Raw genomic sequence first — 12,231 nt, forward strand, 5'->3', positions numbered from 1 at the left:
GGCGGGTGGCGCGGGCGGGGCCTGGGCGGGCCCCCACGGGTTCGGCTGTACGGGCTGTCTCGCCTGCTCGGCCCTGTCGCCCGCGTTCTCGGCCATGGAGTCCCTCCCCTGGTACGGAGGGGACAGAGTAGGCCCGCACCCCAGGGTTTTGAACACATTCAACTGACCCTTGTTGCGCAATCATGACAATGCGCGGCCGGGCACGGAAACGCCGCGGGGGCGGACCGACGTCGCTGTCGGCCCGCCCCCGCGGCGCGGGGTCGTCCCAGAGGTCAGGCGCCCAGGTGGCTGCCCTTGAGCCACTCCTTCTCGCCCTCCTTGGCGCAGTTCGAGCTGTAGACCGGGCCGGCGAAGGACGGGAGGTTGTGCGGCACCGCGGCGAACGAGGAGCAGTTCGACGAGTAGGCCTTGTGACCGCCGGAGAAGTAGTCGATGTCGACACCTTCGTTGGCCAGGGCGGCGCCGGCCCCGCCCAGGAGGATGCCGGCGGCCAGGACGGAAGCGGTGACGGCGGAACGAATACGCATGACTCCCCTAGGGATCCGTGGAAACGACGCGCGGTCGGTATGCGCGTCGGCCGGTCCAACCGCCCCGGACCCCCGGCGGGAACGGCCGTTCACTCAGATGCCACAGAGGTATCGTTTCTGCCGTGTTCAGCGGCCTCCTGACGGGACGTTTCCCCGGCGGCCGCCGCCCGTCGGCGGTCGAGCACGGCCAGGACCCGCTCGCGCAGGAGCTCGTACTCCTCACGGAGCCTGCGCCACTCGGCGACCGGGGGACGGGGGATCACCACGCCCCCGGTGACGATCTCCTCCGGGCCGAACTGCTCGCGGGTCAGGTCGACGTCGACGCCCGCGCCCAGGCGGTTCCACCAGTGGTAGTCCACGCGGACGCCGTCGACGTGGACCTCGCCCCTGACCACCTCCCCGCCCAGCAGGTCGTTGAGGACCATCGCGGTCACTCCGCACTGGTCCCGGGCGGGGTTGTCCGGGGTCCAGCGGGAGCGGTACTCGGGCGTACAGGTCTCGGCGCTCCAACTGCCGCGCACGGCCCGCTCGATGTCGGTGAGGAGCAGGGAGGCGGGTGCGGGCGTCGGTGTGGGTGTCGGTGTCGGTGTCGTCATGCGCGTGATCCTGCCCGTGGGCACTGACAAGCGGCCCGCGCCGGCGTCGGGCGGGGCGGGGCCGGAGGCGGTTCCGGGGCGATTGTCAGTGGGGGGTGCGAGGATCTGGGCATCGGTTCGAAAAAGGGGGAGCGGCCATGTCCGGAAACCAGAACTACATCAATCACGTCGCCCTTGTGCTGGACGCCAGTTCGTCGATGTCACATCTCAGCAGCAAGGTCGTCGAAGTCGCCGACCAGCAGATCGCCTATCTGGCCCGCCGTTCCCAGGAACTCGACCAGGAAACGCGGGTGACGGTGTACGTGTTCGCCAACACGGTGGAATGCGTCATCTACGACAAGGACGTGCTGCGCATGCCGTCCCTGAAGCAGCTGTACCGGGTCGGCGGAATGACCGCCCTGCTGGCGGCGACGCTGAAGTCGCAGCGGGAGCTGGCGCAGACGGCCCAGCTGTACGGCGACCACAGCTTCCTGACCTTCGTGCTCACGGACGGGCAGGAGAACGCCAGTCACCGCTGCCCGGACGCCCCTTCCCGGGACCCGCGGACGCTGGTGGACGCCCTGGCGACGATGATCGAGACGCAGCAGGACAACTGGACCCTGGCCGTGCTCGTACCCGACCAGATGGGCAAGCGGGAGGCCATGCAGTGCGGTTTCCCGAAGGACAACATCGCCATCTGGGACGCGACGAGCACGCGCGGTCTGGAGGAGGCCGGGCAGGTCATCCAGGAGGCCACCGAGAAATTCATGGTGGGCCGCACCAAGGGAATCCGGGGATCCCGGGCGGTGTTCTCCACGGGCGCCGACGCGGTCAACAAGGAAACCATCAAGGCGGCCGGCCTCACTCCCGTGGACCAGGCGCGGTACGAGCTCATCGCGGTGGACCGTGTGGCGGGGATCCGGGAATGGGTGGTCGAATGCGGGCACGTGTACCGCACCGGCGGCGCCTATTACCAGCTGAGCAAGTCGGAAAAGGTCCAGGCGCGCAAGCAAATAGCCGTGGTGGAGAAGAAGACGGACCGGGTGTACACCGGTCCGGAGGCCCGCGCCCTGCTCGGCCTGCCGGACGCGGAGGTCCGCCTCAAGCCCGACCAGAACGACGAGTTCACGATCTTCGTGCAGAGCACCAGTGTGAACCGGAAGCTGGTTGCGAACACCCGACTGCTGCTGATGGTCTGACGGCGTGGAGGTCCCGCCGGGGTGACCGGCGGGACCTCCACGGCAACACCCGCTACGCCGCCTGGAGGGCCAGGGTCGGGGAGAGCCGGGCCGCTCGGACGGCCGGGTAGAGGCCGGCCAGGGTGCCGATGGTCAGGGTGGCCGCGAAGCCGCCGGTGACCGCCCACAGGGGGACCACCCAGGGAAGGTCCCCGGTGCGGGCGTACACCCAGGTGGCCGCGGCCCCCAGGGCGATGCCCGCGAGCCCGCCGAGCCCGGAGAGCAGCAGGGACTCCGTCACGAACTGGACGCGGATCTGGCCCCTGGTCGCGCCCAGTGACCGGCGCAGACCGATCTCGTGGCGGCGTTCCAGCACCGAGATGATCATCGTGTTGGCCACGCCGACCCCGCCCACGAGCAGGGCGATCCCGCCCAGTCCGAGGAGGAGCGTGCTGAACGCTCCCTCGGTGGCGGCCTTGGCCTGGAGGGCCGCGGAGGGATCGGTCACCGAGACCGTGGTCGGGCTCTGCGGGTTGGCCGTCCGCGCGATCAGGGCCCGTACCTGCGCGACGCGGTCGTCAGCGGAGCGTTCGTAGACCGCCGTCGGGTGGCCGTCGAAGCCGAGCAGGTCCTCGGCCGCCTGCCAGCCGATCAGCGCCGAGCGTTCGATCTCGGGCGCGAGCGGAACCGGGTCCAGGACGCCGATCACGGTGAAGTACCGGCCGCCGATGAAGACCTGGCCGCCGGGTCCGCCGATGCCCAGCCGCTCCGCCGTGACGTGCCCCAGCACCACGGCGGGGTAGCGGGAGGTGGCCTCGTTCAGCCAGACACCGGAGCGCATGCGGGCCCGCAGGACTCCCGGCAGGTCGTCCTTGGCCGCCTTCACGGCGATGCCGCCGGTCTCCTCCTTGGGGATCTTCTCCGAGCGGCGGACCGATTCGGCCACGTCGCCCGTCGTGCCGACCGACTCGACGCCCTCGATCCGGGAGAGCATGCCGGGGGCCTCCTTGGGCAGCTTGGTGTCCTGGCCCGCGAACATCGACTGGCCGGGGGTGACGACCAGCATGTTCGTGCCCAGCTTCTCGAGCTCCTCCAGCAGTTTGGCCTGGCTGGAGGAGGACACGCCGACCACCGCGATCATCGTCGCGATGCCGATCGCGATACCGAGGGCCGACAGGAACACCCGCACGGGGCGGGAGCGCAGCCCCGCCGAGCCGACGTGGAGCACGTCCCGGGGGCCGAGGCGGGGCGGCCGGAGCCGGGCCGGGGCCGGTGCCCGGGGAGTCACGGGGCCTCCTCGGGGCGCTCCGGGTGCGGGCCCGGGCGTGGTGGGAGGTGCGGTGGCGGGGGGTTCCCCGGCCGGGGGTACGGGTGCCACGCGTCGGAGACGATCTCTCCGTCGCGGATCCGGACCGACCGGGGCAGGCTCGCGGCGATCTCCTGGTCGTGGGTGATCACGGCGATGGTGGCCCCGTCCCCGTTCAGTTCGCGGAGCAGTTCCATCACCGACCGCCCGGACGCCGTGTCGAGGGCGCCCGTGGGTTCGTCGGCCAGCAGCAGGTCCGGCTCTCCCGCCACGGCCCGGGCGATCGCCACACGCTGTTTCTGCCCGCCGGACAGCTCGTGCGGCCGGTGTTCCATCCGGTCCCCGAGGCCGACGCGCTCCAGCGCGGCCGCCGCGCGGCGGCCGCGCTCGGCCCGGGAGAGGCCGGAGTAGAGCAGGCCCTCGGCGACGTTGGCCCGGGCGCTGATGCCCGGGACGAGGTGGAAGGACTGGAACACGAAGCCGACGTGCCGGGAGCGCAGGGCGGACAGCGCACGGTCCGAGAGGGCCGCAACGTCGTGCCCGGCGATGGCGACCCGGCCGGCGGTCGGCCGGTCCAGGGTTCCGACGATGTGCAGGAGCGTGGACTTCCCCGAGCCGGACGGGCCGACGATGCCGAGGAGTTCGCCGTCCAGGACGGTCAGGTCCACCCCGCGCAGGGCCTTGACGCCGCCGGGGTACTCCTTGGTGACGCCGGTCAGTTCCACGACCGGACGGGCGCAGCGGGCATCGGGAGTGTGGGGTGCGGTGGTCATGCGCTCGGCACCCCCACCCGCATGCCCTCCTTCAGGGCGTCCCCCTTGACCTCGACCCGGCCCTGGCCGAACATGCCGAGTTCCACGGGGACCTCCCGGACGGCACCGTTCTCGACGACCTGGACGCCGAAGCCGCCGCCCGCTAGGGCGAGCAGGGCGTTGACGGGGACGGAGAGCACGCCCTCGCGGGTCTCGCCGGGCAGCCGGACCGACACCGGGGACTGGTCGGGGCCCTGGACCCGGGCGGCGTCGTCGAGGGCGACGGTGACCTGGACCTTGGGCTTGCCGTTCCCACCGCCGCCACCGCCGCCTCCGCCGGAGCCGTTGCCCTCGCCGTCCGGGTTGGCGGTGCTGCCCACCGAGTCGATCTTCCCGGTGGCCGTCCCGCCGCCGGGCAGGGTCACGGTCACCGGATCGCCGCTCCTGGCCGTGCCCACCTTGGCGGCGTCCAGCTGGAAGCGGACCATCCGCTCGGTGCCGGTCAGGGTGAGCACGGGCTTGCCGGGCCCGGGCTCGTCCCCGGCCTGGCCGTCGGCGCGCTGCACCCGCTGCGGGCCGGAGGCGAAGGCGATGTCCTCCTTGCCGACCTCGCCGGTCTCGGCCGCCTTGTGGGCCTTCTGCCAGCGTTTGACGGCCGTCGCGGTGCCGGCCGTGAAGGTGGCGTCGTCGGCGTCGAGCCCGGTCCCGTACCCGAGCGCGGCGAGGTTGCGCTTGAGCTGCTTGACGTCCTCGCCCTTGTCCCCGGTCTTGAGCTGCCGGTACATGGGCGTGGCCCCGTAGAACAGGCGGACCGCTCTGCCGCCGAGCTCGTAGAGCCTGCCGTCCCGCTCGACCGCCGTGCCGGCGCCCGCGACCCAGGTGAGGACCCCGGGGCCGGGGGCGTTCAGCCGGCGCTCCTGCGCGTAGCCGAGGGTGCCTTCGACCGTGAGGCCCGAGCTGAGGTCACCGCGGCGGACCGGTTCGGTCCGCCGCGGCAGGCCGTCGGCGTGCCGGTCGTCCGCCGCCCGGTCCGCCCGGGGCTGGGCGGTCACCGCGTAGCCGCCGCCCGTGGCGGCCACGACCACGGCGAGCGAGCCCAGCAGCCACTTGCCGCGCCGGTTCACGCGGCCTGGCACTTCTTCTGGGCCTCCGCGAAGGCCTGCTCCTGGCCCTCGGGGATCTTGGTGGCGCTCATCGCGTTTCCCTTGAAGTCCGGGTCGGGGATGTTGACGCCGTTGTCGCGCATGCACTTGGCCCACTTCAGGGCCTTGTCCTTGTCCTCCTGCGGCATCTCGCCGGTGCCGGGGGCCTGCATCCCGCAGGCCTCGAAGGCCTTCTTGACGGCCTCGGGGTCCTCGCTGCCGGTGCCGAGGGTCATGCCTCGCGGGTCCTGGCCGGGCTGCGGGTCCGGGGCGTCGATGCCGTGCTCGCGCAGGCACTTGCGTACCTGGAGGGCCTTGTCCGCGTCCTGGCCTGCGCCGGACTTGCCGTCGCCCTTGCCCGAGGCCCCGGCGTTCTGCCCCGTGGCGTCCTTCCCTCCGCCCGAGGTTCCGGTGCCCGTGCACGCGGTGACGAGGAGGGCCAGGCCGGTGACGACTCCGGCCGCGGTCATGGTCATGCTCGAGGATCGGTTCATGGGGCGGAGCCTGCCGGGGAGGTCGGTTTCGCTTCCTTCACCGATCATGTTTACGACGAGGAAATGCGGCCTTCGAGTAGAGAGGGCACATGCGAGTGCTGGTGGTGGAGGACGAGGAGTTCCTCCGGGAGATGATCGCGGAGGGGCTGCGCCGTGACGCGCTGGCCGTCGACGAGGCCGGGGACGGGCTGGAGGCCCTGCGGCGGCTGCGGCTGGGCGAGTACGACGTGCTCGTACTGGACCGCGACCTGCCCGGGCTGCACGGGGACGAGGTCTGCCGCCAGATCGTGCGGGAGCGTCTGCTGACGCGGGTGCTGATGCTGACGGCCTCGGGAACGGTGCGCGACCGGGTGGAGGGGCTGGGGCTCGGTGCCGACGACTACCTGACCAAGCCGTTCTCCTACGACGAGCTGCTGGCTCGGGTACTGGCCCTGGGACGGCGGGCGCATCCGGCGCTGCCGCCGGTGCTGGAGCGGTGCGGTGTCGCCGTGGACACGGCGCGGCGGACGGCGACCCGGGACGGGCGGCGGCTCGCGCTGTCGCGCAAGGAGTTCGCGGTGCTGGAGGCGCTGCTGCGGGCCGAGGGGGCGGTGCTGGGCAACGACGACCTGATCGAGCAGGTGTGGGAGCAGGACACCTCGTACCGGACGAACGCCGTCCGGGTCACGCTCAGCAAGCTGCGGGCGAAGCTGGGTGAGCCGCAGCTGATCGAGACCGTGCCGGGGGCCGGCTACCGGATCGCTGATCCGCTGTGAGAGCAGTGCTCCGTTCCGAGCGCGCCCGTCTCACGGCGCTGTACGGGTCGCTGCTGGTCCTGGCCGGCGGCGGCCTGATCGCCCTGGTCAACGTCCTGCTGCGGGGTGGTCTGTACGCCCGGATCAGCGGCGCCGTCACCACGGCCGTGCCGCGCGGCGATTTCGAGAAGGCCCTGGTGGAGGCGGGAAGGACCCCGGTCCCGGCCCAGTCGCTCCCGGCGGACCGGATCCCCGGCCCGGAGCAGCTCCAGGGGTACGCGGTCACCCGGAACCTCTCCACCGCCGTCGAGCAGGCCACCCTGCACGAGCTCCTGCTGGTCTCGCTCGTCGCGCTGGCCGTCTTCGCCGTGCTGTCGATCTGGCTGGCCTGGTGGATGGCGGGCCGAGTGCTGCGGCCGGTGGGGGTGATCACCGAGACGGCGCGCCGGCTGTCGGGGGCCAATCTGCACGAGCGGATCGGCCTCCAGGCCCCGCCCGGCGAGCTCAAGCGGCTGGCGGACACCTTCGACGGGATGCTCGACCGGATGGAGAGCCTGGTCGGGGCGCAGCGGCGGTTCGCCGCGAACGCCGCGCACGAGCTGCGTACGCCGCTGGCCGTGCAGCGGGCGGCGGCGGAGATCGGGCTGGCCGGGAATCCACCGCCCGAGAAGGTGGCCCGGATCCGGGAGCGGCTGATCGGCGTCGCGGATTCCAGCGAGCACATGATCGAGTCGCTGCTGCTGCTCGCCGTGTCGGAGGAGGGGCTGGAGGCCACCGAGCCGGTGGACCTCGCGGCCCTGGCCGAGACGGCCCTGGCCGAGGCGGGCCCGGGGGCGACGGCGCACGAGGGGCTGGAGGTGGTCACCGGCCTGGCACCGCTGACGGTCGAGGGCGACCGGGCCCTGCTCGACCATCTGATCCGCAATCTGCTGACCAACGCCGTGCGCCACAACCGGCCGGGCGGCCGGATCGAGGTGACCACGGCGCCGGGCCCGGAGGGAGGGGTACTCACGGTGGCCAACACCGGGCCGGTGATCGATCCGCAGGACGTGCCCCGGCTGCTGGAGCCGTTCCGCCGCCGGGCCGAGCGCCGCCACACCGCGGGCGAGGGAGCCGGGCTCGGCCTCTCGCTGGTCGCCTCGATCGCCCGCGCCCACGGCGCCCGGCTGCGGGCGGAGGCGAATCCGGGTCCGGACGGGGGCATGACCGTCCGGGTCCGTTTCCGGGCCGCGGACACGGCGGACACGGCCGGGGCCGCCGCACGGCCGGAGCGGGAGAACCGCCGGGGCCGTCGGGCGCCGGGAGACGGAAACCTGCCAGATTCGCCCGATTCGCCCGATGTGAGCCGTCCCACCCTTCCTTGACCGGGGAGGGAGCACTCCCTAGCGTCGATGGGGAGGTCGACGGGGGACCGGGGGACAGGAACGCACACGCGGAGGAAGAGCACGTCCATGGGTATGAGCAGCAGTTCCGCGCGCCTCCGGCGGACGGGCACCGCGGTGGCGGCGGGCGTCCTCGGCCTCCTGACCGCGGCCTCCGGCCCGGCCCTCGCCGCGACGGACGCCTCCTCCGGCCGCTCCCCCGCGGCGTCCTCCGCCGGTGCGGTCCACGGGACCGCCGCCGTCCCGCAGGGCATATCCCGGCTCGCCCAGGGCACCGGCCGCGACATAGCCATCACCGTCGACGACGGTCCGGACCCGACCTGGACCCCGCAGGTGCTGCGCGTGCTGCGGCAGAACCACGTCAAGGCCACCTTCTGCCTGATCGGCACGCGCGCGCAGAAGTACCCGGAGCTGGTGCGCGAGATCGCCGCCGACGGCCACCAGCTGTGCGACCACTCCGTGGACCACGACGTGACGATGGACCACAAGCCGGTCGCCTACCAGCGGCAGCAGATCCTGGACGCCAAGGACATGATCGAGGCTGCCGTGCCGGGCGTCGCGGTGAACTACTACCGGGCGCCGGGCGGCGCCTTCACGCCCGAGAGCCGGGCCATCGCCGCGGCGAACGGGATGCGCCCCCTGGGCTGGAGCGTGGACCCCAAGGACTGCCCACGGTCCTGTTCCACGACGGCGGCGGCGACCGCAGCCAGACCGTGGCCGCCCTGCGGCAGTACCTCCCCTGGCTCCGGTCCCAGGGCTACGCGTTCACGTTCCCGGCGCTGACCGCCCCCTGACGGGTCCGCGGATCGCCGCCGCGAGCTCGGACGGGAAGTCCGCCGAGGTGTAGACCGTCGTCACGTCCAGCCGGCCGGAGCGGCCGAGGTCCAGGCGGACGGGCGGGTCCAGGCGCAGGACGACGTTGACTGAGGCCTCCACCGAGCAGGCCACGGCGCCCGGTTCGTCCGGCACGACGCGCGGCCCGCGGCCCGGCACGGTGCGGACGACCGGCGCCGCGGACCGCACCGCCGAGCGGGGCAGCACCAGTTCCCCGAGGAATCCGGTGCGCAGCGCCACGTGCTCGTCGTCCACCGTGTGCGGATGCCGCAGGAGCGCGGCCACCAGGCCCAGCCCGGCCAGGATCAGGAACAGTTCGCACGCGGCGTGCACCGGCCGGACGGCGGGCGGCAGCAGCGAGGAGAACACGAAGGCGGTCACGGCCTCCGTCACCGCCATGACCAGCACCAGCTGCCGCGTCGACGCCGAGTGCCGCAGCCCCCGTCCAGGCCCGCGCCGCAACGGCCGGCGGACCAGGGACGCCCCCCACACCCGTACGATCCCGGCCGCCGAGGGCCTGGCCGTCACGGTGCCCGTCATCCGCTCCCGCTCCGTCACGCGCACTCCCCCGCCCCGTCGTCCCCCACTGCCCCTACCAGGCTCGGCCCCCGGCAGGCGGGCCGGAAGTGACGTATGTCAGGGATCGTCCGTGCAGCGCCGACCGGCGGGACCTCCGGAACCGGCCCGGGCGGAGCGGGAGATGCGGCCAGGGGATACTGAGGCGCGGCCGATGCCCCGGCGTCCGTCCGCACGCCCCCGCCCTGTGGCTCTCACGCCCAGCCGGCGGTCACCTCTCACCCTCCTGCCAGGAGCACCACGCGCATGTCGATACCCCCTCAGCCCCCGCCGTACCCGCAGCAGCCGTACGGGCAGCCGGGTCCCTACGGCCAGCCCGGGCAGCCCGCGATGCCGGGGCCCGCAGCGCCGTACGGCGGCCCGCAGGGCTGGTATCAGCCCCAGCCGCCGCAGAAGACCAACCCGGCGGCCGTCGTGGCGTTCGTGATGTCGCTCGTCTGCGCGGTGCCGACGGTTCCGCTGATCCTCGGCCTCGTCGCCCTCTCCCAGATCCGCAAGGAGGGCGGGAAGGGCAAGGGCCTGGCCATCGCGGCCGTCGTCATCCACAGTCTGTCCCTCCTCGCCCTCGTCCTCGCGGTGGTCCTCGGAGTGACGAGGGCGGCCGAGGGGACCTCCCGTCCGCAGCGCGACACCCACGGCCAGGTCACCACGCCGGGGTCCAGCAAGGTGGAGGACATCCGCAAGGGGGACTGCTTCAACACCGACGACGACCTGGCGAAGACCCAGAAGGGCGACGGCACCCAGGCCGGCCTGTCGGTGCGGACCGTCCCCTGCGGCCAGCCCCACGAGGGCGAGGCGTACGCGGTCTTCACGCTGGACAATGGCGCGTTCCCCGGAGCGGACAAGATCGTCCAGATCTCCGAGGAGAAGTGCGGCGGATCCGCCCTGACCGGGTACGTGGGCGAGGCCGAGAAGCTGCCGAACAACCTGGAGGTCTTCTACTACTACCCGCAGGCCAGCAGTTGGCTGCTCGGCGACCGCACGGTCACCTGCTTCCTGGGCAGTGCCCACGGCACGAGCACCGGCTCCGCCCGCGCCGGCGGTTCCTGACCTCCCGTCACGCCCCACCCGGCTCCGGCCGTTCTCCGGGGCACGGCCCGAGGCGGCCTGTCGCCGCACCCGGTCCCGGGGGCATAGTCGGAGCATGACCGACGAGATCCCCGCCGGCGGACGCGCGCTGGCCTTCGGCCGGGCCGCCCGTGCGTACGCCGCGTACCGGCCGGGGTACCCGGCAGCCGTGCTCGACGCCGTCGAGGAGCTCGGCGGGCTGCGGCTGGCCGGGGCCCTGGTGGCGGACGTGGGGACCGGAACCGGTCTCGCCGCCCGGGCGCTGCACGGACGCGGGGCCCGGGTGATCGGGGTGGAGCCGGGGGGCGGGATGGCCGCGCAGTTCCGCCGCGAGCTGCCGGACGTGCCGCTGGTCCGCGGTGACGGCAACCGGCTGCCGCTGGCGGACGGTTCGCTGGACCTGGTGACGTACGCCCAGTCCTGGCACTGGACCGACCCGGCGCGGGCCGTGCCCTCGGCGCTGCGGGTGCTGCGCCCCGGCGGGGCGCTCGCCCTGTTGTGGAACGACCCCGACCCGTCGGTGGCGTGGGTGGCCGAGCAGCAGGCCCGGATCGTGGCGCGGCTCGGCGAGGGCACGTACGTCTCGGACCGCACCCTGCCGTCCGGCCTGTCCTGGCGCTCCCGGGAGCTGCGCTGGTCCCGGCCGGTCACCGTCGGCTTCCACCTGGCCAAGCTGGCGACGCACTCGGCGTTCATCGTGCTGGACGAGGCCTCACGCGCGCAGTTCCTGGAGACGGAACGGAAACACCTGCTGCACCACTTCCCCGACGGCATGCTGGACGAGCCCTACACCGCTTTCGTCGCGGTGGCGGTCCGGCCGCACCCGCAGGAGACGGCCTAGGGCAGGTCCGCGTCGGCCGCCGGCCCGGGTCCCCGTACCGGGCGGCGGAAGGCGGCCCGGTAGGCGCTCGGGCGGTGGCCGGTGTGACGGGCGAACAGGGCGGCGAAGGTGCCCGGGTCCTGGTAGCCGACGGCCGCGGCGACGGCCGCGACGGTGCGGTCCGTGGTCTCCAGGAGGTGGCGGGCGCGGCGGACCCGGGAGGCCTGCAGATGGGCCAGGGGGCTCCGCCCGGTCTCCTCGGCGAAGCGGCGCAGCAGGGTGCGGGTGCTGACCCGGAAGGCGTCCGCGAGGGCGCCGAGGTCGTAGCGTTCGGCCAGGTCCTGGTCGAGCCGGCGCATCACCCGGTGGGAGAACTCCCTGCCCGGCTGCGGGAGGAGCCGCGGGTCGGCGTACGGGGTCTGCGAGGTCCGCGCGTCGTCGACGAGCGCCACGCGGGCGGTGGTCCGGGCCACCCCGGCGCCGTTGTGCCTGCGGACCAGGTCCAGGGCGAAGTCGTACATGGCGCTGAAGGCGGCCGTCGTCGTCACCCCCCGGTCGGTGACGACGAGGTGCTCGGGCCGCACGTCGGCTTCCGGGTGGCGCCGGGCCAGTTCGCCGGCGTGCAGCCAGGAGGTGGTGGCCCGGCGTCCGTCTAGCAGCCCCGCCTCGGCCAGCAGGAACGCGCCCACGCACAGGGAGACGAGGGCGGTGCCGGCGGCGGCCCGGGCGCGGATCGCGGCGATCTCGGGGGCGAGCCGGGCGAGCGGCGCGTCGAGGTCCGTGCCGGGGCGCAGTTCGAAGCCGGGGACCACCAGGACGTCGACCTCGCGCAGGGGGCGGACG

14 protein-coding genes are annotated in these 12,231 nt (G+C 73.5%); 6 read left to right on the plus strand and 8 right to left on the minus strand.

Going from position 1 to position 12,231, the window contains the following annotated elements:
- Positions 1-272 precede the first annotated feature (272 nt).
- Together VR44_RS22640 and VR44_RS22645 are read right to left on the minus strand one after the other, a co-directional pair.
- On the minus strand, positions 273-527 hold the full coding sequence (locus tag VR44_RS22640; RefSeq protein WP_245692094.1) for a hypothetical protein: 255 nt from the start codon (positions 525-527) through the stop codon (positions 273-275).
- A gap of 89 nt (positions 528-616) precedes the next feature.
- Positions 617-1,123, minus strand: coding sequence for a YunG family protein (locus tag VR44_RS22645; protein WP_045949412.1), 507 nt, complete (start codon positions 1,121-1,123; stop codon positions 617-619).
- A 137-nt stretch (positions 1,124-1,260) separates the two neighbouring features.
- Here VR44_RS22645 and VR44_RS22650 point away from each other — a divergent pair, with 137 nt between their 5' ends.
- Positions 1,261-2,301, plus strand: a complete 1,041-nt coding sequence (locus VR44_RS22650) for a vWA domain-containing protein (RefSeq protein ID WP_045949413.1) — start codon at positions 1,261-1,263, stop codon at positions 2,299-2,301.
- A gap of 52 nt (positions 2,302-2,353) precedes the next feature.
- On the opposite strand, the gene VR44_RS22655 is transcribed toward VR44_RS22650, so the two are convergent.
- From VR44_RS22655 to VR44_RS22670, 4 genes are read right to left on the minus strand one after another with little or no spacing between them, the layout of a single operon-like run.
- Positions 2,354-3,568 (minus strand): ABC transporter permease, encoded by a 1,215-nt coding sequence (locus VR44_RS22655; RefSeq protein WP_045949414.1) that lies wholly within the window; start codon positions 3,566-3,568, stop codon positions 2,354-2,356.
- Positions 3,565-4,359: an ABC transporter ATP-binding protein gene (locus VR44_RS22660; RefSeq protein ID WP_045949415.1), complete on the minus strand. Its 795-nt coding sequence runs from the start codon at positions 4,357-4,359 to the stop codon at positions 3,565-3,567. The genes VR44_RS22655 and VR44_RS22660 overlap by 4 nt, the downstream gene beginning before the upstream one ends.
- Positions 4,356-5,462 carry an efflux RND transporter periplasmic adaptor subunit gene (locus VR44_RS22665; protein ID WP_245692096.1) on the minus strand — a complete coding sequence of 369 codons (1,107 nt, stop codon included), beginning with the start codon at positions 5,460-5,462 and terminating at the stop codon, positions 4,356-4,358. Before VR44_RS22665 ends, VR44_RS22660 begins: the two co-directional genes overlap by 4 nt.
- Positions 5,459-5,974: a hypothetical protein gene (locus VR44_RS22670; protein WP_063778954.1), complete on the minus strand. Its 516-nt coding sequence runs from the start codon at positions 5,972-5,974 to the stop codon at positions 5,459-5,461. Before VR44_RS22670 ends, VR44_RS22665 begins: the two co-directional genes overlap by 4 nt.
- Positions 5,975-6,063: 89 nt before the next feature.
- On the opposite strand from VR44_RS22670, the gene VR44_RS22675 reads away from it, so the two are divergent.
- From VR44_RS22675 to VR44_RS22685, 3 genes are all read left to right on the plus strand, one after another.
- Positions 6,064-6,729: a response regulator transcription factor gene (locus VR44_RS22675; protein ID WP_045949417.1), complete on the plus strand. Its 666-nt coding sequence runs from the start codon at positions 6,064-6,066 to the stop codon at positions 6,727-6,729.
- Between the two features lie 5 nt (positions 6,730-6,734).
- A complete protein-coding gene (locus tag VR44_RS22680) occupies positions 6,735-8,072 on the plus strand; it encodes a sensor histidine kinase (protein WP_094191843.1) in 1,338 nt (445 codons plus the stop codon).
- 93 nt (positions 8,073-8,165) lie between these two features.
- Complete coding sequence (locus VR44_RS22685; RefSeq protein WP_425424523.1) at positions 8,166-8,873, plus strand: polysaccharide deacetylase family protein; 708 nt, start codon at positions 8,166-8,168, stop codon at positions 8,871-8,873.
- Here the strand turns inward: VR44_RS22685 and VR44_RS22690 are convergent.
- Positions 8,856-9,482, minus strand: coding sequence for a hypothetical protein (locus VR44_RS22690; RefSeq protein ID WP_045949418.1), 627 nt, complete (start codon positions 9,480-9,482; stop codon positions 8,856-8,858). The genes VR44_RS22685 and VR44_RS22690 overlap by 18 nt on opposite strands.
- Before the next feature lie 264 nt (positions 9,483-9,746).
- On the opposite strand from VR44_RS22690, the gene VR44_RS22695 reads away from it, so the two are divergent.
- Positions 9,747-10,550, plus strand: coding sequence for a DUF4190 domain-containing protein (locus VR44_RS22695; protein ID WP_045949423.1), 804 nt, complete (start codon positions 9,747-9,749; stop codon positions 10,548-10,550).
- A 94-nt stretch (positions 10,551-10,644) separates the two neighbouring features.
- Positions 10,645-11,409, plus strand: a complete 765-nt coding sequence (locus VR44_RS22700; RefSeq protein ID WP_045949419.1) for a class I SAM-dependent methyltransferase — start codon at positions 10,645-10,647, stop codon at positions 11,407-11,409.
- On the opposite strand, the gene VR44_RS22705 is transcribed toward VR44_RS22700, so the two are convergent.
- A partial coding sequence (locus VR44_RS22705) for a GlxA family transcriptional regulator (protein ID WP_045949420.1) occupies positions 11,406-12,231 on the minus strand: 826 nt, incomplete at its 5' end. The genes VR44_RS22700 and VR44_RS22705 overlap by 4 nt on opposite strands.

This window comes from Streptomyces katrae, assembly GCF_000966975.1.
Lineage (GTDB): Bacteria > Actinomycetota > Actinomycetes > Streptomycetales > Streptomycetaceae > Streptomyces > Streptomyces katrae.

Bases quoted from the DNA above. Each gene is read 5' to 3' on its own strand.
- VR44_RS22640 (WP_245692094.1), bottom strand. From the start codon at position 527: ATGCGTATTCGTTCCGCCGTCACCGCTTCCGTCCTGGCCGCCGGCATC.
- VR44_RS22645 (WP_045949412.1), bottom strand. From the start codon at position 1,123: ATGACGACACCGACACCGACACCCACACCGACGCCCGCACCCGCCTCC.
- VR44_RS22650 (WP_045949413.1), top strand. From the start codon at position 1,261: ATGTCCGGAAACCAGAACTACATCAATCACGTCGCCCTTGTGCTGGAC.
- VR44_RS22660 (WP_045949415.1), bottom strand. From the start codon at position 4,359: ATGACCACCGCACCCCACACTCCCGATGCCCGCTGCGCCCGTCCGGTC.
- VR44_RS22670 (WP_063778954.1), bottom strand. From the start codon at position 5,974: ATGAACCGATCCTCGAGCATGACCATGACCGCGGCCGGAGTCGTCACC.
- VR44_RS22675 (WP_045949417.1), top strand. From the start codon at position 6,064: ATGCGAGTGCTGGTGGTGGAGGACGAGGAGTTCCTCCGGGAGATGATC.
- VR44_RS22685 (WP_425424523.1), top strand. From the start codon at position 8,166: ATGAGCAGCAGTTCCGCGCGCCTCCGGCGGACGGGCACCGCGGTGGCG.
- VR44_RS22695 (WP_045949423.1), top strand. From the start codon at position 9,747: ATGTCGATACCCCCTCAGCCCCCGCCGTACCCGCAGCAGCCGTACGGG.
- VR44_RS22700 (WP_045949419.1), top strand. From the start codon at position 10,645: ATGACCGACGAGATCCCCGCCGGCGGACGCGCGCTGGCCTTCGGCCGG.